This window comes from Anabaena sp. FACHB-83, assembly GCF_014697485.1.
GTDB lineage: Bacteria > Cyanobacteriota > Cyanobacteriia > Cyanobacteriales > Nostocaceae > Nostoc_B.
Genome location: NZ_JACJRY010000004.1, coordinates 266,899 through 284,999, shown reverse-complemented (window position 1 = coordinate 284,999; position 18,101 = coordinate 266,899). Strand labels below are relative to the sequence as shown.

The window sequence follows — 18,101 nt, the reverse complement described above, 5'->3', positions numbered from 1 at the left end:
TAAGTCTCTCGCAGATTTAGCGTGCGTGTCCACTGCCAATATTTGGTAAGAACGGCCGTAGTTGTAACAAGCTTTTTGAACTCGCACGGAATTATTTAAACTTTATTCCGCACCCTAACTTGTAAAGCCTACACACTATCCAGTAATGGATATACAGGTTCGATTCCTGTCGCTCCCGCTAATGGGAGCGTAGCCAAAATGGTAAAGGCAATTGTTAAAACTGCTTTGCTAACTTGTGCGGAATTCCAATAATTGAAATTGTATTTAACTAAAACATTAATTCAATCATAGAGAGGTGAGTTCCATGATGTCCTATAACTTATGTAGCCACAAAACCCCATCAGTAAAACTATCTTTAAAGAACATAAGTTATGAGCGAACATCGTTTGAGCGAAGTTGTGATTGAACGTCCTCGTCATGGTAAAAGAATTAGTCTAAAAAAGCAGACAGGCTATAAAAAGCAACTGTATAAACTCACTCAAGAAGCAACTGAATATGGGTTATTCAATCCCTACATAATTAAAACCAACTGCAGACATAGAACAAAGCATTCTTCAGATCAGCTTGGCCCTTTGCGTCGGTTTTTGCGCTCTCATGTTGGACAACCGTGGGATGATGTTTATAGCAAACTCTGTCAACGTTTAAAGACTAACACAATGACAGGACAACACGTTATTGGTCACTTGTGGGATGTCGTTGAACGCCACGTAGAAATCATTGATGGTGTCTTGTATGGGAAGTCTTATCGGTGGTATGGAATTAAATTAGATGGGATTGACCGCAATTGCTTCTATGTTCATCCAGAAACTGGGATTCTTTGTGTAGCAAGGCGAGTAGCTCGTAGATGGAATTACCCAAGCAATAATGATGTTATTAGCATTGATGATTATCATCAATACCAAAAAATAAAAGATATATGGTATCTCGTTACTTTTGAAGATTCTCCCCCTGACCCAAAAGATGATACAGAGGATATTTTTAAAGGTGTACTGAATAGGTATTATTTAGCCGGTGGCGTTTACGCTGTGAAAAAACAACAGTGTAATAAAAAACAACTCCGATGGATTTTAAAACAACTTTCTCAAACTTAAAATTTTTCACTTCGTGTCCTAACCGTAAAAGCCTACATACTAGCCGAATTGGAATAGGCACTTGACTTAAAAGCAAGAGTTTACGGGTTAAACCCCCGTGTATGAATCAACAGCTTTTTCGACTTACATGAAGTGATTTCATGTCCGGTAAATTACTTGTGATAAGTCATTGCGAGTGTAACGAAGTGGAACGCCGCAATCGCAAGGACTCTGCGATTACTTCACTTCGCTATCGCTACGTACCCTACGGGAAGGCTTACGCCTACGTAATGACAAGCATTTAGTCGGACTTGATATGATTTTATTCATCACAAATTATGAGTTAAATGCAACTCATTGGAGGTTGCTATGTCTGTGAAAACTTTAGAAATTTTAGAACAACTCAAGTCTCTCACTGCCAACGAAACTACTCAATTAGTCAAGCAGATTGAAGCAACCTTCAATGTTGATAGTTCCACACCGAAATTAGTTCGGATTGGTAAACGAGATGAAGATGAAATTCAACCGCAAATTCAGACCGAATTTGATGTTTTATTGGTATCGGTTCCGGCGGAAAAAAAGATTACCTTACTCAAGATCATCCGTACGCTAACTGGAATGGGACTCAAAGAAGCCAAAGACTTTGTAGATTCCCTTCCTCAAGTGATGCAGTCGGGATTGGATCAAGAAGCGGCTGAAACTTTCAAACAGCAGCTAGAGGAAACTGGTGCTGTTGTTTCTCTCAAATAACATAATATCGGCAGTTGTTGCCGCGCCCCGATCGCAGAAGCTTACATAACTCTGAATCAGTTACAAAAATGCTTCTAAAACTTGCGCGGTGACAATATCACCCCGCGTGCAACATCTGCCTCCTGCAATTTTGTGATTTTAGATTGCAATCCAAAATCTAAAATCCAAAATCTAAAATTTTTTGAGGAGGTATTATGAATACTACAGAACGCGATTTGCGTTTAGAAATGCTCAACAGTTTGCTGACAACGCCTCACCGCAAACTTGAGCAAGTTGCAGAAATTCATAAGTTAATTGTTGAACTCGACCCCATATTTTACGGACATTTGGCAGTTTGGTATCAACGTTATGGTGATGTCCGCGACCACAAGGAAGTGTTTGTGGCTCATTTGCTAACTAGCAATTTGACTGAACACAGAGATGCTGGATTTATCATGCTGCAAGAGTTTCCACCTTATCAGGTGGCTCGTGTAGTCGATTTTATGAAGCAGCAGCAAAATAAAATGCCACGTTCGGCACGGACTGCGGTGCGACGTTACCTCAAAACCAGAGAAAGCAATCCGGTTTTATTCGATCGCGCGGCGCTGCGAGGACGTAAAGCAATGAAGCGTTTGTATGCGTCTCTGCACATCAAACCAAACGAACGCGCAAATGCGATTTTATTCCGCGACACTCCACCAGAAGGTTCTTTAGCAAATGTGTTGAAGCAACTGGCTAAGGCAAACAGTACCGCAGAACAAGCAAGGTTGATTGTGGAATTTAAGATTCCCTATACTATTGCGATCGGTGCAATCAAACAACTTACACCAGTTGTCTTGGTAGCCTTAATCAACAGCATGACTCCCCAAGAAGTGATCAATAACCTCAAGTCACTTCAGGCGCGGGGTGCAATGGATCATCCAGAAGTTAAAAAGCTGATTGATTTTAAGCTGGAAGAAGCATCTAAAAGTGGTCGTGTGGCTGCATTCAAAGCCCAGATTGCCGCAGACAACGCAGACTTAGATGCAGATACCGTTGCGCGACTAGAAAAAGTCACTAACGAGCAGGTGAAACGACGCGGGACAATTGCGCGTCCAACCGCTTTGTTGATTGACAAATCTGGTTCAATGGATAATGCGATCGCTCTTGGTAAGCAACTTGCGGCGCTGATCTCTGGTATCACCCAAGCAGAATTGTTTGTCTACGCCTTCGATACCATTCCCTACCCTATCACCGCTAAAGGCAAAGAGTTAACAGATTGGGAGCGTGCCTTCCAGCACATCAATGCAGGTGGTGGTACGAGTATCGGTTGTGCATTGGAAGCAATGCGGAAGAAAAAGCAGGTAGTTGACCAGATTATTCTGGTGACAGATGAAGGTGAAAATGCTACACCTTACTTCAGTGAAGCCTATAAGACTTACTGTCGTGAGTTTGCAGTGATGCCTAATGTTGTAATTGTTCGTCTTGGTACTTATTACAACTGGGTAGAAACTCAACTCAAGCAGCAGCAAGCACCTGTAGAAACTTTCACCTTCGCGGGTGACTACTACAGCTTACCTAATCTTGTTCCACTGCTAACACGTCCCTCTCGCCTAGACTTGCTAATGGAAATTCTAGATATGCCATTGCCTGTGCGTGAGGATAAGTAGAATCGAAAATGGGTGCGTTATGTTTATACGTGACGCACCTAATAACCTCAAGCAATTTTTTTTAACGTAGACGCGCAAGCGGCTTCCCGAAGGGTACCGCAAAGAGCGCATAGACGCGATAGCGGCTTCCCGCAGGGTAGGGCGCAAAGAGAAAGAAGAGATTACTAACTTAACCGTATTGATTTAAATGCAATCTATAGTACTTTTTGTAGGATGATGTAATATGAATCCTGCGTGACCCGACTCTTGGAGCCTACATACTAGTACGAGAGGAAAAGTAACACTGTCAAATGCAGTGGGCGTTTGTGAACGGGGAGTGCGAAGAACCTGGGAAGTTGGCTTGAAAGTAGCCATCTTTTAAAGAGTGTGTAATAACTCACCAGTGGAGTCCCTCTAGTAACTGAGAAAACGCAATGCTCCACAAACTTGCACGCGGGATTATATGAGAATCTGGTTTGATTTCCGAATGTACTCGTGTAAACAGGGAGTAGGGAATGGGGAGTAGGGAGTAGGAAAGAAATCTTGTCTGAATGTACTTATTTTCCCACATCAAATATTAGTCCTATATTCCAATTTTAAAATTGTTCTTTAGCAACTAGATCCCCGACTTCTTTTGAGAAGTCGGGGATCTGAAACCTACTTATGACTAACATTCGTAAGCTAATTAACCAAATTGCTAATGCAGAAGCCGAGTTATTTACTAGTGAATTTCTCGCGCCTTGTGTAAAAGGTGGACGAGTTCGCACAAAGGTGGCGGGGATGGTTTACACCTTCACACCAAAGCCGAGTAAATTTGAAGGTTGGGGTATTTTTCAGCCTGTGGATACAAAGACAGCAAAGGTTATTGAAGAAGCCGACTTACCCCAAATTGGAGAATATCTGCAACATTTTCCTCAAATCAGGCTGCGGTTAGCATATCAATTACAGGGAAAAACTTGGTTAGCATATCCGGTGAATGAAGTAGATGTGCGTCAACGATCGCAAGTAGTAAAACCGATCGCAGTACATTTAGTAACTGAGGCTGGAGTATTTGAGCAAATTATCGCTCGTTGGAATGGACAATCGTGCTGGTTTGAGGATATCGATCGCCGTACAGATCCGATAATTGTGGAAACTCTGCAATCTGCTGTGAAGCGACTGATTCCTGTGGAGGAATTGCAGTTTAAAGATTTGACTCCAGAAATTCGCATTGTATATGAATTAGCAACGAAGCGGATTGAGGGTTTTGATCAAACCAAACAAGATGAAAAGCGATTGAAAAAAGCTTTGCAGATGGGTGGTGGTGATTTAAACCAATTTCACGATCGCGGTGATTACTGGACAGTCGATTGGACAACTGCGGATGGTGTGCGTCACAGTAGTGCGATCGCTAAAACTGATTTGACGGTGATTAGTTCTGGTATTTGTCTGAGTGGACGCGATCGCGATTTTGATTTGCAATCCTTAGTTGCTGTAATGGAACAACAATCATAAGTAAAAAGTAAAAAGTAAAAAGTAAAAAGAGAATAATTTTAGTGATTAATATTTATAGCGGTAGTCAGATATTTTAGGACAGTTTGAAAGCTTGAATGCAAGGTATAGTAAGACTTTTACTCCTGCCTTCTGCCTTCTGCTATATTTTTACTTCTTACTTTTGCCTTTTTATTTTTCACTTTTAACTTGGAGCAAAGCAATAATGAGCATATTTTTTCACGAACAGCTTTATCGCAGCAATGCTGTTATGGCAAAGTTGAAAAATTATCCTGTAACAATTTGCGGTGCAGGTGCATTAGGCGCTAACATTGCAGAAAACTTGGCGCGGTCTGGTTTTGATAAACTGACGGTGATTGATCGCGATCGCATTGAAGAACGCAACCTTTCGACTCAGCCTTACTACCGTGCTGATGTCGGTGCATTCAAAGCGAAAATTTTGGCTAATAATTTATACCGCGCAATTGGAACTAAAGTTGATGCCAAAACTAAAGAATTGACATCAGAAAACACATCTCAATTACTCAAAGATAGTCAGCTAATTGTTGATGTTTTTGACAATAGTGTGTCACGTCAAGCTGTGAAAGATTATGCTGATCAATTGCAGATTCCTTGTATTCATGCTGGTTTAGCTGCTGATTATGCAGAAATCATTTGGAATGACGTTTATCGCGTCCCTTCTGATGTGAATGATGATGTCTGTGACTATCCACTGGCGCGAAACTTGGTAATGTTAACTGTGGCTGTAACTTGTGAGGCGATCGTTTCATTGATTGCTACAGAAAAGCAGCATAATTTCACAATCACCCTCAAAGATTTGCATGTGCAGTCTTTATGTTTGTGAACTCATAAAAAAAGGGAAAGTGATAACTTTCCCTGAGCTATGAAGTATCTACTAAACTCCCAGATTTAGTAGTAATAGCTTGTAGCTGACTTATTAGCCTTCTATTATTATTAAGTCTTCCATCATCAAATAAATCAGACTAAAGTCACCATTGATTGCATGACTTTAGTCACATTAAATAATCAAGAAGAAGCAAAATTAATATTTGCGTCTTTTGCTAAAGTTTGACGATTTAGAAAGTGAAAGTGGTTCGGATTGTGCCAATCACAATATCATCGTTGTCATTATTATGGTCTGGTGCAGTTAACCAGATGACTCCAGGCGTAATGCTGATATTATCGCTGAGTTTGTATTGATAGAAGCCTTCAATATGCAGTGAAGTATCAGGATCTGTACCAACAGCGTTTCTCAACCCAGTACTAGCACCTGTGACTTTTGGTTCCATCCCTACAATAATGCCACCAACACTGCCTTCTTTACCCAAATCTGGGAAGGCGAGGGTAACAGCATAGTTCCAAATGTCTAGTTCACCGCGAGGAATAGTACTACCATTTACATCAACTGCGGCTAAGGTACGGGTGTTGGTATAGCCAACCCAACCACCAATCACAAATTTGGGACTAAGTTGGAAGGATGCTTGAAAACCGTAGGAATTACTGGAAATTGGCAAATCTCCACCAGCAAATTGACTCAAAGAAGTTGGCAAAGAAGGATTATCTGCCAAAGCAGTACGCAAGTTAGCGCGGTTACTACCTGCACCTAAGTCTGCATTATAGGAATTAACGTAGGTAAAGCCGAGAGTCAAACCTTTAGTCGGTTGGACTGTTAACTGTCCGATCGCACCATACGCGCCGTTAAATAAACCATTTCCAGAGGTAGGATCATCAGGGCTACCAGCTAAATAACCTAAACTTAATTCTATTTGGTCATTAAATTGGTGTCTCAGACCAATTCCCGCACCATCAACGGGATAATATATCGGGTTGCGTGTACCAAATACAGACAATGCCCCAAAGTCACCATCACCGTCAAAAAATGGATTGACTGTGTTAGTAAAGTCATCAGCCGCACCAGCGTTAGCTTCTAGAATGACAGTGGTTTTGTCGCCTAGAGGGAAGCTATACAACAGTGCGTCTATTTCCACACTATTATTGTTTCCCGAACTGAAGGTGTCATTGTTTGTAAAGCGTAAATCCCCTTCTGGTGTCAAGGTGGAAGCCGACAAAGCATTTAAGTTAGTGGCTTGTAGGCGGGTTCTTAATAAGTCTTTACCAGTAAAGCTGGTGTTGAAATCCAACCGGATTCGATCGCCAAAAGAAGTTCCTCTATCCAGGTTCTCACCGTTGGCGCGATCGCCTGCAAAAAAGCTGGTTGGTGCAAAAATCGCAGTCCCACTGAGTTTGGTTGTGGTGGAAAACTGATTTGCTTCTAACTCAGAGGTGCGTGCTTCTAAAGCATCTACGCGACCCCTTAATGTCGCTAATTCTGCGGCAAATTCTTCTTGGAGTTTCTGTAATTTGGCTAAATCTTCTTTGGTGACTAAATCAGCCGTGGCGGTAGCTAGTAGTTCGTTAACTCTATCCAAACAAGCATTTAAACCTGCCGCAAACTCATAGCGTGTAAGTGCGCGATTACCACGATAAGTACTATTTGGATAACCTGCAATACAACCATAACGCTCTACCAATGATTGCAATGCTTGAAATGCCCAATCTGTAGGTTGTACATCCGACAATTGCGACACAGATGTAACTTGTGCCATTGTCTGTTCTTGATGGGAATTCTCAAGTGGCTTTTCAGAACTCGTAACAACTAATGGCTGATTTTTATCTTCTGATGTAGTTGATATTTCTTCGGCAAAAGTAGCATTATTGATTGATATAACGCTGCTGCTAACTGCTGAAATCAGCAGTAAATAAGACAATGGTTTCTGCATTTTCCCTCACACTTCTTTACCGTCTGTAGCACTTATAACTGTGCTATTTTCATCACACTTTTAAAAAGTATTCTCAAAATATTATCAGTACTGAGTAACTCTTTTAATAAATAAAGTCAATAAATATTTAATCTTTGACAGGATGTCACCAGTCGAGGTAGTAATAACCACGATTTACAAAAATCTGCTGTGTTGGCAGACACAAAAATATCCTGGGATAGATTGCATGAGAATGATAATTATTATAATATAGATTTCAAAATAAGTATCATTGTCAGTAGTGATAACCAGTAAACAAATCTCCTGTTGTGGGAGAAAGCCAATGACTAAGACTCGTAAAAGACAAGCTAGAGGTATTTTGCCGTTAATTTCCTTACTCACATTGCTAGTGAGTATTAGCGGCTGTAACCAAGCAAATACCAATCAAACCAATAGTGTTGAGAGTTCACCACAAGCACAAGCAACTTCTCAAACATCATCTAAAACCAAGGTTGTCACAACATTTTTACCGATTTACTTGTTGACTAAGGCGGTGGCTGGTGATGCGGCTGATGTGCAAATTTTAGTGCCTCCTGGTACAGAGGTGCATGAGTATCAAGCAACACCAGATAACGTGAAAGCGATCGCCACAGCTAATATATTAGTTAAAAATGGTTTGGGCTTAGAAGAATTTCTGGAAAATACAGTTAAAAATGCTCAAAATCCTCAATTAGTTGAAATTGATGCGAGTAAAGGTATTAAAGCTTTAAATGAAATTTCTCCGGTAGAAACTACCACATCAGGAGAAAAAGACCATGACCACGACCATGCAGAGGGAAATCCTCATGTTTGGTTAGATCCGGTTTTAGCAAAGCAGCAGGTAATGAATATTCGAGATGGATTAATTGCTGCTGATGCTAAAAATAAAGATGTTTATACAGCTAATGCGGCGGCTTATATTCAGGAATTAGACAAGTTAAATAATGAATTTCAGCAAGCTTTACAAAAAAAGCCTAACTGTACTTTTATCACTTTTCATGATGCTTATCCATATTTAGCGCAACGCTATAACCTCAAACAAGTTGCTGTAGTGGAAATTCCTGAAGATCAATTATCACCTACCGATGTCCAAAAAGTAGTGAATACAGTCAAAAAATACAAAGTTAAAGCTTTGTTTAGCGAACCAGGTGTAGATAATAAATTGCTGAAAAGTCTGTCGCAAGATTTAAAATTACAGTTACAAACTCTAAATTCTTTAGAAACAGGTGAAAAAGACCCGCAATACTATTTCAAAGCAATGAGATTAAATTTGCAAACTTTAGAATCAGCATGTCAGTAAGCTAAATATCTTATTTTATAGTTATTTTCAAAATTTAATTTATGAACTTACCTCTTTTAAAAGTAGATGGCTTAACTGTATATCAAGGCAGTTATTTAGCGATTCGAGATGTTTCTTTTGAATTATTCCCAGGAACAGATACGGCGATAGTTGGGCCAAATGGTGCGGGTAAAAGCACTTTGGTAAAAGCCATTTTAGACTTAATACCACGAAATGCTGGCAGTGTAGAAATTTTTGGTTCTCCTATTACTAAACTAGGAAATTTGCGTCACTGGTTGGGATACATGCCACAAAATTTCATTTTTGATCGCAGTTTTCCTATTTCTGTGAGTGAATTAATTGCTTTGGGATGGCAGAAAGAAAGTCAACAGCCAAAAGCCAAAACACAACATACTTTATTTTCTCGATTATGGAAACAAAACCGCGACAAAACAGCAGCAGTGACAGCAGCTTTACGACGCACTGGAGTTTATCATCTGCGGAATCAACCCATCGGAACTCTTAGCGGTGGTCAGCTAAAGCGAGTATTACTAGCTTATTGTTTAGTTATGCCGCGAAAACTGTTGGTGTTAGATGAAGCTTTTGCTGGGGTTGATATGCAAGGTGCAGCCGATTTTTATGTTTTACTCAATGAGTTGAAACAAGAAGAAGGCTGGACGATTTTACAAGTTTCCCATGACATTGATATGGTAAGTCGTCATTGCGATCGCGTGCTTTGTCTCAATCAAACCGTCGTTTGTACTGGTCAACCAGAATTTGCTTTATCACCTGAAAATTTGTTAGCAACTTATGGCCCTGGTTTTACCCGTTATCACCATAATCATAATTAAATAGAAGGCAGGAGGCTGTGGTTCGGCTACTTCGGCTGCGCTCAGTACAAGTCCGCTCACCAACCGGATGCAGAAGGCAGGAGGTTTTAGAGAGACATTATTACCTCCGCAACTCTTGGTTTTTAAGCCTCTAATATTTATTTATGGGTATTCATTCTGTCTTCTGACTTCTGCCTTCTTCATTCAGGTTCATCAAGGTGTTCAGCTACTACCTGATAAAGATGGAGAATATGATTATCGTGGAGACGATAAAATACATTGCGGCCTTGTTTGCGATAGTTAACTAACCGCATGACACGTAAATTTCTGAGTTGATGTGAAACAGCAGATTCACTCATATCTAATAATGTGGCTAAATCGCTCACACATAATTCTTTTTGCGCCAAAAAAGAAAGAATTCTTAACCGATTAGGATCACCTAAAAAGCTAAAAAATTCGGCCATACGTTGGGCTTTTTCAATATGGAGAAATTCTGCGGTAGTTGCGGGTGCAATATCACTATCTATAGTTGATATAGGAGTATTTTGAATCATTTGTTTACTTAAAAAGTATATATAGTAGATGATATGTTATGGGATTTATTAGATCCCCGACTTCTTCAAGAAGTCGGGGATCTCGCAGTCCAACAACAAAATATTGATGATATTGACTAGAATTTTTAGCCTTAACTGAAATATTTTACCCTATACTCTGACTTTCTAATTTACCTAATAACCAAGTCACTGCACCATCAACATCTGCAACTTTTTCTCCCATTGGAACTGAGGGACGCTTGACCATAACAACTTGTACGCCTAGTTCTCGCGCGGCAATAATTTTAGCGTAAGTTGCATCACCACCACTATTTTTACTCACAATGGTATCAATGTTGTGCTGAACTATAATTTTCCGTTCATTTTCTAGGATAAAAGGGCCGCGATCGCACAATATTATTCCTGGTGGTACTAAAGTATCTTTTCCAGGCGGGTCAATCATCCGCATCAGAAACCATATATCTTGAAGATGGGCAAAGGTGCTAAGTTCTTGTCTGCCTACTGTTAAGAATACTCGTTTGGCTTGGTTTGGCAAAATATCGGCGGCGGCTGCATTACTTTCTACTTCAATCCAGCGATCGCCTGTTGTTTTCTCCCACGCGGGACGGATTAACATTAATCTGTGTATCCCGACTTCATTGGCTGCCGCCGCCGCATTGTCAGATATTTGATTGGCAAAGGGATGGGTAGCATCAATTAACACATCAACTTTCATTTGACGCAGATATTCTACCAGTCCATCCACGCCACCAAAACCACCAATTCGCACATTTCCAGAGGGACGTGAGGGTTCACGGGTGCGACCGGCTAAAGATGCGATCGCTTCAATCCCGTCAATAGTTGCAACTCTCGCACCCAGTTCCGCCGCTTCTGTGGTTCCACCCAAAATTAAAACACGTATATACTCAGTACTCAGCACTTTACTTACAACGGTGGAATTTTCGCTAATATACCTCGTTTCAATGGTTCTGGTCGTTCTGACCAAGGCAATACACCGTTAGTTTTAGCGTAGTATTGACTAGCACATTCCAAAACAGCCGCCGCACTGCTATCAACATCTAAATCACCAAACAGATAAGTTAACTTACCTTTAGCGGCAAAAGCAACAACACAAGAACGGTTACAAGCACTCATACATTCAACCGCTTGAATCGGAAATTCCTCGCGCAAATCCCAATCTTGCGCCAATTGCTGAATTTGGTGCAGGAGTTTTTGACCACCACTTTCACCTACACGCTTACCATCTTGCCAAACACTGGCACAGGTCTGGCAAACAAATAAAGTATGAGTATGGGCAGAAATCGTCTCAGAATCACTTGTAATAGTAGTATGGGCAGCAGTCATCCGTACCTCGCAGATGTGATGGACTTAATTTTATAATTCGGCGGGCATTCTGACTGGGAAAGTGGCTTGTAAAGCTTCTAACTTTCCTTCACAGTTGCGGGACAGTGCCGGATTTTCACCGAACTTTCCCCCTTTCCTTTGGTGGCTGACCCCCACCAAAACCGAATATTCTAACTATCATAAACTGAGTTGAAAGTGCTTAGTAAAAATACTAGCCTTTAACTCCTAGTCTCTCTTTCTTCAAAGCTTGTGGAATTTACTTTATCTTGGCTATGCAAATTTAATTAGCAAAAGTTTTTTCTAGGTACGCTAATTGTACATTAACCTCGCTGAGATAGCTGGGATTGTATAAAAACTGATTGGGGATTTTTTTGGCTTTAACGGCAGCTTTTACCACATCTTCTGCCTTAACATTACCGCTCTGGTGTTGAAATATCAAAGTCTTACCACCGGGAATACCCTGTGATACTAAATTACCTTGATAAGCAAGGTAAACTAGATTCAGTGGTTGCATAACATGAGAATTAGCAACATTACTGGGCGACATATAAGAGTTAACAGATGTGGTGATTACTCGCCCATGTGTTGTAGTATTAGCAACATTACCATTGTGTGAGATTTTTTCACCATTCGCTTGAGCAGATGAAATTCCAACAGACAAAATTAAAGAAGCGATGGTAAGAAAAGAAGTTGTGATCGTTGAGATTTTCATAAGCTTATACCTCGGTTCTGTGTAATAGTTGGGATAAAAATTAACTAGTATTAATATTTGTTCTATAACTTAAGACTTGTTTTGCTGAATTCACCTGAATGGTTGAATTATGGCTTGGTTAAGGGAGTGGATACTTGTAAAGAGTAACTACAGTCACAGTAGTCTGATTCCAGAAAAGACGGATAAAAATTTAGCAAGTTTACAGATTAGATAAGCGTCTTTCTGTGAAATGTTTTTAGACTGGTTGGAGAAAATTAGCGATCGCTCTATTTATATTTTACGCGATCGCTTACACTAAAGCTAACAAGTTAAGACGCGATTTTGTAAGTTTAATTCCAAGCGATCGCCGGGTTTAGGTTCTAACACCTGGGTGGTAAGATTGTTGTTCTGGAAAGAAGTCCGCAAATCTTCAGCAGTCCCCACAGCCTTTAAAAAATTCACCATCAACCCTTCATAGGTTGTATCTGCCTTTGCTGCTGTAGGTAGGATAAATTGTGGTTGCAGCCATTTAGCTACTTCCAAAGCACTATTTGTTCCACGAATAATTGCGCCGACTAACGGTAATGTCAAATCAACCGTTGGCGTAATTAGCACATCCACTGGTGCAAATTGTTTTAACTGTGGCGAGTGATAGCCATGCGGCTCATAGTAAAGTGTGAAATCAGTAGCTAATTCTTTTAACAAATAACTGTTTTCGATCAAAGTCGGGCCAATAGGGGAACCAGGTAAAGCCCGAATTTCTAGTTGATCATTAAAAGTAAAAGTTTCACCATGCCCCAGACAAGTGACACAAGTGTAACCCAAATCTTGAACCACTTTGGTTGCATTCGGCGAAGCCACAACCGGAATTTTATGGTCAAGTTGCTTTAATGTCGGCACATGTGCATGGTCTGGCAAACCTTGAGACAACAATATTAAATCAATCTGCTCTGAAATTAAGCGTTCTTGTGTGAGAGAACCTTTAAACAGCCAATCTAAGCCAAAACTTAATTCACCAACCAGCCAAGGGTCAACTAGTATCCGTTGACCACTCATTTCAATTAACCAACTATTGTTGTCTAACCAAGTTAAGTACATAACCAAACCGAAGTAACACCTGCTTTTATTATTACGGATGGTTTTGGTTATTGCATATCAGTCCTTAGTCAAAGCTAAAGACTGATGAAACTCCTCAGTATGCTTGACTCCTTAGAGGTTATTGATCAAGTAAAAATAAAATTCCTGTAGTAATTATCAATTCAAAAGAATGTAATTCATCTGGTGGATAAACCAGCTAATACAGACTGCTGCTTAACAGGCTCAAACTTCCAATTAGAAAAATCCTTGATTTCCAATTGTACACCTTTAAAATTAGCTAACATCAACTCATCTCGTTTGTACCAAGCGGTAAATATTTTATCTCTGCCATCATAAAAAGTTACTGGGTCTATTTGATAACCTTCATTAACAGTTTTTAACTTTAATCCCAATAGCTTGAGTAACTTGCTGAGTATTTTGATTTGAGAAGTAACGGCTTCTTCCCTAACTAAGTTAATGCTTAAAACCCGTTTGATATGTTGACTGTGCTGATAAACAACATCTTGCAACCAAAGTAAATCAGGGTCATTTTCAATAAAAGTTCTAGCTGGGTCGATAAACTCTAGCATTCCTAAAGCTTTCATCGCTTCAACTTTGACAGTGTAAGTCTTGATATCTGGCAAGAAAACTTTACCTTCACCTAACAGTAATTGCTGTTGCCATTCATGTTGGTCTCTAACATGAAAATAATCACTTTCGTGGGTTAAATAATAGTGAATTAATAATTGGGAGTAATAACCTTGGTCATCTTTTAATTTGAGTTCTGGTGTAACCTCGACACCATACTTTTGTTTGAGCGCATATTTATGTATTTGATGACGCTCTAAATCTGTGAGAGAATTTTTAGATGATAACTGTTGATATTCTACATAATTTATATCTGGAGCGTCGGCAATAATTTTGGCAGTAGCTAATTGATTTTTGAGCTTGATGTCTTTCATTTGCCGTTTAATATCTTTCGCCTTTTGCCGCTTATCTGTCCAATCTCTTTGGACTTTGACAATTTCTAAAATTAATCGCTTGCGTGTTGCTAAATCACTAGAGTCAGTTGCTAAAAAGGCTAACCGTAAATCTCGGATAATATTATTGTGAACTGCATTACTCCGCAGCCAAATTTGATGTCCGTCAGTGCTTAATCCATCTTGCATAGACTGACGATAAAGACGGATAGAAGCATTAACTCTTGCAGATAATTTTGCCCAAGTTCGTAAATGAATTGGGTCATATACTAAAGGCAAATCTACATCTATTTTATGCAGTGGACTCAGTAAAGCTAAATTTTCTTGTTGATTGGCTTGATACCAATCAGATAATAAACGATAGTTGGTACTACCGCTACCAATTAAACCAATTCCTCGTTTAGCACACCAAACAATCCGAGGGACATTATCTCTAACTCTGGCTAAAGCTTGTCTGGCTTCGGCATCGGGAATTACACCTTGGAATATGCCATAAACTCTATCAAAATGTTGCACATCAATACTAATACCAGTTCCTAGACTGGGAGTCACAAAAATCGTGTCGTATTCACCAATCTTTTGATTAATATTACCAACAAATTCAACTGCTGGATGGTCAGGTGTATTTGTAGTTCGACTACTAATTACTAAGCTTTTAGGAAATTGATAGCGTAATTTTTCCAACCGTTCTTTGAGATAATTTTCAATAGTTTCGCAGCTATAGCGTCCAGAACGACTATCGGTAGTGACGTAGCATTTACGTCCTGCAAGTAAATCCAATTCTAGTTGATGAATTAAAGGTGTGGGGTTGGGTGAATCATAAAAGGTGATATCCCAACCGCGTGCAGGTTGCCATTGGTTGACAAGTAACCAAGGTGTGATTTTAATGCCTGATAAACCTTGCAAATATTCTAAAGATACATCTGATAAATCAGCATCTTGGGCAATGACTAAACCGCCAGTTTGTAAAACTGTGGCGATTAACTTTTGGAAATTTTTTAAGATTTTGACACGTTTATTCTTACAAGTATCACTATTTAATAAATGCCATAATAATTGCTCAACTTCATCTAAGATAACTATGCCACCTTGCCATTGATCGACATTTATTTTCCAAATGGAGTCAATACATAAACCCAAAGAAGCGGTAGTTGGACTGTCAAAGTATGAGAATAAATTATTATTATTGTTTAAACCCCATTGAATCCCAATTTTGTCACATAAAAATTTTCCGAGTTGGATTCTGTGGGTAATTAATAAGATGGGCTGGTTTTTGGTTTTAGATTGTTGGACAATATTTTGTAAAGCTGTAGTTTTACCTGTGCCTTTGGCGGATTTCACGCCGACTAAACCTGAGTTGGGAAAGGCTATTTCACCTAAATAGGGACGGTTGATGGTGAGTGCAGCCGGAATAGTTAATTCTGTATGTGGTTTGGTGTGGGCGAGGTAGATTTCTAAATCAACACTTTGGCGATAAACTTTATCGAAGGCGCTACTATTTTTAGCAACGATGAGTTCATCAACACCTTTTTCTGGCCCTGGTAATTCGATAACTTTAACTAAGCAATTTTTTTCTTGGAATAAGCAGCCAAGTTGAGCGATCGCATTATTCACTGCTGCTATAGTCTTAGGTTGAGTTTCAAAATCAAAACATATATATATGTGGCGTTTTGCAGTCGCAAACAACGCTAAATCAGGAATGAGTTGACGACGGGTGACTTTACCAAATCCATCTTTGACGACTCGATAACCGCTAGTAATTCCCGGAACTGCGATCGCAGCATAGCCTTGTGATAACAGTGCAGCCGCCTTTTTTGCACCTTCGCAGATAATCACGGGGATGTTCTGTTCCATCACCCATTCCCAAAAACCCACCGCTTCGCCGTTAACATCAACGCTGATATTCTCAGGTAAGTCGAGATTATAACGCTGTGCAGTTTCTTGCCAAATTTCCTGCGTCACCCGCAGACAAAATACCCTGGTGGGTGTGCTAGGGGGGTGTTCGTATTTGATTGGTTTGCCATTATCCTTGATGCGGGGTTGATTTGGCTTAAAGCATCCCCACTCCATTGGTTGCCAATTATTTAGCGGATCAAGTCCCCCACACCACCAACCGCCAGCCGTGATATGACTGTAACGCTGCAACCAGCCGCTTTTTAGCATACCTGTGTTTGTGCGCGGGAGTAGTTCGGAGATTAACAGATATTCGTAGGCGATCGCACCTTGGAGAGACTTAAAATTGAGTTGCGCTAGGTGTAAATCTATACTACTGCCCTTGACTAATTCTTCAAGGTGTTTGGGTTCTAGATAGTGTAGATACATGATGAGAAGCGCGAAAAGAAACAATAGGATTTAAACCTTATCATGCCTACCCCGATTTTTTTGATCGGCAACTACCAAGTTTTTTTGATGATTTTTTATACCTCGTTGTTAGAAATACAAGGGTTAATCGGTAGGTAATCTATTTTTCTTGGCGGGATCGCTCTACTAATAAGCTTGTATTGTAATAATTTGTCTGCATTAAATTTTATTTATCAGTGTTAATCCGCAAGTTTCAGGTAACGGCTTGCATATGTATAGGAAGATGCTTGCTGTGTCAAGGTGTAGAAAACCACACCAACTAGTACAAATAAAACTGAAGTCTGAAATGAAGAAACCCTGATGGTGGGCTGTTCGGCAATTGATCATAGGTGCTTTATTTCTGCTGACCTGTACTAATCATCAACAGGACTTACGCACCACAATTATCTGTGGGGATTGGGTGTGGGGGTGAAATGGTATGGAGTGAAAGGGTTTTGAATACTTATACCCTCATACCCCTGCACCCTTTACGAAAACCTTATTTTTTCGTTTTTTTGCGTAAGTCCGAATCAAATAAATTAGATTTTTTTAACTGTTCAATATTGTCTTGAGTATGATTTTGACAACTCATTTTAAAACTCTGCAAATGTAGGTGTTTACAGTTTAGTTGCGGGCAAATGTATCTCTAAAACTGGATTAAGATTGTCACTACTTTTTTGAAACTACCCAAAGATCATCTCAAGCAAGACAGCAACGCTCAAATATGCCGTTCAGTTTGTCAGTTCCAGAAAACTAGATGTGACTAACGAAGGGACATACTCAAAATTAAGGAGAAAACAATTGCACTGGCTTCTTTACTGTCACTAACGAAGACTACGAATAATCAACGTTAGCAGAACCCCAACATCGCAGAGTTTACCAAACAAAGCAGATTTTTCTGTCTTTGTTTTTTCCCGATTTTCGGAATAGAAATAGCCTTGTCCCTAACAAGGTGCCGTGAGGCGGAGTGTGATGGAAGAAAGTACAGAATTTATCTGTTATCAATCGGCGATACACCGATCGCTCACAAAGGAGTAAACTTTCTGTTGACTAGTTACATATCGCGCGGCGGTATACGTTCAATCCAATGGTTGGCGTACCAGTTGGGCATACAGAACCCACACTAGAGCTTGGCACAATGTATTCCTAATCACTCATTAATGTAACTCAAGATAATGTGGCAGTCTGGTTTGGATGAATAAAAGAGACAAGGGAGATAAGGGGGACAAGGGGGAGATTTTTGTCAATTATTGAGGATTAGGTCGAAGCACTCAATTAAACCTAACTTGA

At 39.9% G+C, this 18,101-nt stretch carries 14 protein-coding genes, 1 riboswitch and 1 other annotated feature; of the genes, 7 read left to right on the top strand and 7 right to left on the bottom strand.

What is annotated here, in order from left to right; translation table 11 throughout:
* Positions 1-371: 371 nt before the first annotated feature.
* The 5 genes from H6G79_RS07220 to H6G79_RS07200 all read left to right on the top strand — a co-directional run bounded on the left by H6G79_RS07220 (position 372) and on the right by H6G79_RS07200 (position 5,762).
* Positions 372-1,091: a hypothetical protein gene (locus H6G79_RS07220; RefSeq protein WP_190588275.1), complete on the top strand. Its 720-nt coding sequence runs from the start codon at positions 372-374 to the stop codon at positions 1,089-1,091.
* Between the two features lie 348 nt (positions 1,092-1,439).
* Positions 1,440-1,820: a 50S ribosomal protein L7/L12 gene (gene rplL / locus H6G79_RS07215; RefSeq protein ID WP_190588276.1), complete on the top strand. Its 381-nt coding sequence runs from the start codon at positions 1,440-1,442 to the stop codon at positions 1,818-1,820.
* A gap of 194 nt (positions 1,821-2,014) precedes the next feature.
* Positions 2,015-3,448, top strand: coding sequence for a vWA domain-containing protein (locus H6G79_RS07210; protein WP_190588277.1), 1,434 nt, complete (start codon positions 2,015-2,017; stop codon positions 3,446-3,448).
* A gap of 327 nt (positions 3,449-3,775) precedes the next feature.
* Positions 3,776-3,831 (top strand) — a sequence feature (23S ribosomal RNA rRNA prediction is too short).
* 259 nt (positions 3,832-4,090) lie between these two features.
* Positions 4,091-4,921, top strand: coding sequence for a hypothetical protein (locus H6G79_RS07205; RefSeq protein WP_190588278.1), 831 nt, complete (start codon positions 4,091-4,093; stop codon positions 4,919-4,921).
* Positions 4,922-5,123: 202 nt separating this feature from the next.
* Entirely contained in the window at positions 5,124-5,762 is a 639-nt protein-coding gene (locus tag H6G79_RS07200) for a ThiF family adenylyltransferase (protein ID WP_190588279.1), read from the top strand.
* 232 nt (positions 5,763-5,994) lie between these two features.
* On the opposite strand, the gene H6G79_RS07195 is transcribed toward H6G79_RS07200, so the two are convergent.
* Positions 5,995-7,698: an iron uptake porin gene (locus tag H6G79_RS07195; protein ID WP_190588280.1), complete on the bottom strand. Its 1,704-nt coding sequence runs from the start codon at positions 7,696-7,698 to the stop codon at positions 5,995-5,997.
* Between the two features lie 322 nt (positions 7,699-8,020).
* Between H6G79_RS07195 and H6G79_RS07190 the strand changes: the two genes are divergently transcribed.
* Together H6G79_RS07190 and H6G79_RS07185 are read left to right on the top strand one after the other, a co-directional pair.
* Positions 8,021-9,016, top strand: a complete 996-nt coding sequence (locus H6G79_RS07190) for a metal ABC transporter substrate-binding protein (RefSeq protein WP_190588281.1) — start codon at positions 8,021-8,023, stop codon at positions 9,014-9,016.
* Between the two features lie 41 nt (positions 9,017-9,057).
* A complete protein-coding gene (locus H6G79_RS07185; protein ID WP_190588282.1) occupies positions 9,058-9,846 on the top strand; it encodes a metal ABC transporter ATP-binding protein in 789 nt (262 codons plus the stop codon).
* Between the two features lie 179 nt (positions 9,847-10,025).
* On the opposite strand, the gene H6G79_RS07180 is transcribed toward H6G79_RS07185, so the two are convergent.
* The 6 genes from H6G79_RS07180 to H6G79_RS07155 form a co-directional block, all read right to left on the bottom strand.
* The gene (locus H6G79_RS07180; protein WP_199331466.1) at positions 10,026-10,289 is read right to left on the bottom strand and encodes a helix-turn-helix transcriptional regulator; all 264 of its coding nucleotides are present in this window, start codon (positions 10,287-10,289) and stop codon (positions 10,026-10,028) included.
* 235 nt (positions 10,290-10,524) lie between these two features.
* A complete protein-coding gene (locus H6G79_RS07175) occupies positions 10,525-11,280 on the bottom strand; it encodes a cobalt-precorrin-6A reductase (RefSeq protein ID WP_190588335.1) in 756 nt (251 codons plus the stop codon).
* 23 nt (positions 11,281-11,303) lie between these two features.
* Positions 11,304-11,723, bottom strand: coding sequence for a DUF1636 domain-containing protein (locus tag H6G79_RS07170; RefSeq protein WP_190588283.1), 420 nt, complete (start codon positions 11,721-11,723; stop codon positions 11,304-11,306).
* Between the two features lie 21 nt (positions 11,724-11,744).
* Positions 11,745-11,904: riboswitch (cobalamin riboswitch) on the bottom strand.
* A gap of 99 nt (positions 11,905-12,003) precedes the next feature.
* Positions 12,004-12,435: a hypothetical protein gene (locus tag H6G79_RS07165; protein ID WP_190588284.1), complete on the bottom strand. Its 432-nt coding sequence runs from the start codon at positions 12,433-12,435 to the stop codon at positions 12,004-12,006.
* A 300-nt stretch (positions 12,436-12,735) separates the two neighbouring features.
* Positions 12,736-13,512 carry an MBL fold metallo-hydrolase gene (locus H6G79_RS07160; RefSeq protein ID WP_190588285.1) on the bottom strand — a complete coding sequence of 259 codons (777 nt, stop codon included), beginning with the start codon at positions 13,510-13,512 and terminating at the stop codon, positions 12,736-12,738.
* 176 nt (positions 13,513-13,688) lie between these two features.
* Positions 13,689-16,793: a plasmid replication protein, CyRepA1 family gene (locus H6G79_RS07155; protein ID WP_190588286.1), complete on the bottom strand. Its 3,105-nt coding sequence runs from the start codon at positions 16,791-16,793 to the stop codon at positions 13,689-13,691.
* Between the last annotated feature and the right edge of the window lie 1,308 nt (positions 16,794-18,101).

What these genes read in the sequence shown, in the direction of transcription:
- H6G79_RS07200 (WP_190588279.1), top strand. Translation starts at nt 5,124, where the DNA reads ATGAGCATATTTTTTCACGAACAGCTTTATCGCAGCAATGCTGTTATG.
- rplL (WP_190588276.1), top strand. Translation starts at nt 1,440, where the DNA reads ATGTCTGTGAAAACTTTAGAAATTTTAGAACAACTCAAGTCTCTCACT.
- H6G79_RS07180 (WP_199331466.1), bottom strand. Translation starts at nt 10,289, where the DNA reads ATGGCCGAATTTTTTAGCTTTTTAGGTGATCCTAATCGGTTAAGAATT.
- H6G79_RS07185 (WP_190588282.1), top strand. Translation starts at nt 9,058, where the DNA reads ATGAACTTACCTCTTTTAAAAGTAGATGGCTTAACTGTATATCAAGGC.
- H6G79_RS07170 (WP_190588283.1), bottom strand. Translation starts at nt 11,723, where the DNA reads ATGACTGCTGCCCATACTACTATTACAAGTGATTCTGAGACGATTTCT.
- H6G79_RS07155 (WP_190588286.1), bottom strand. Translation starts at nt 16,793, where the DNA reads ATGTATCTACACTATCTAGAACCCAAACACCTTGAAGAATTAGTCAAG.
- H6G79_RS07165 (WP_190588284.1), bottom strand. Translation starts at nt 12,435, where the DNA reads ATGAAAATCTCAACGATCACAACTTCTTTTCTTACCATCGCTTCTTTA.
- H6G79_RS07195 (WP_190588280.1), bottom strand. Translation starts at nt 7,698, where the DNA reads ATGCAGAAACCATTGTCTTATTTACTGCTGATTTCAGCAGTTAGCAGC.
- H6G79_RS07220 (WP_190588275.1), top strand. Translation starts at nt 372, where the DNA reads ATGAGCGAACATCGTTTGAGCGAAGTTGTGATTGAACGTCCTCGTCAT.
- H6G79_RS07210 (WP_190588277.1), top strand. Translation starts at nt 2,015, where the DNA reads ATGAATACTACAGAACGCGATTTGCGTTTAGAAATGCTCAACAGTTTG.
- H6G79_RS07205 (WP_190588278.1), top strand. Translation starts at nt 4,091, where the DNA reads ATGACTAACATTCGTAAGCTAATTAACCAAATTGCTAATGCAGAAGCC.
- H6G79_RS07160 (WP_190588285.1), bottom strand. Translation starts at nt 13,512, where the DNA reads ATGTACTTAACTTGGTTAGACAACAATAGTTGGTTAATTGAAATGAGT.
- H6G79_RS07190 (WP_190588281.1), top strand. Translation starts at nt 8,021, where the DNA reads ATGACTAAGACTCGTAAAAGACAAGCTAGAGGTATTTTGCCGTTAATT.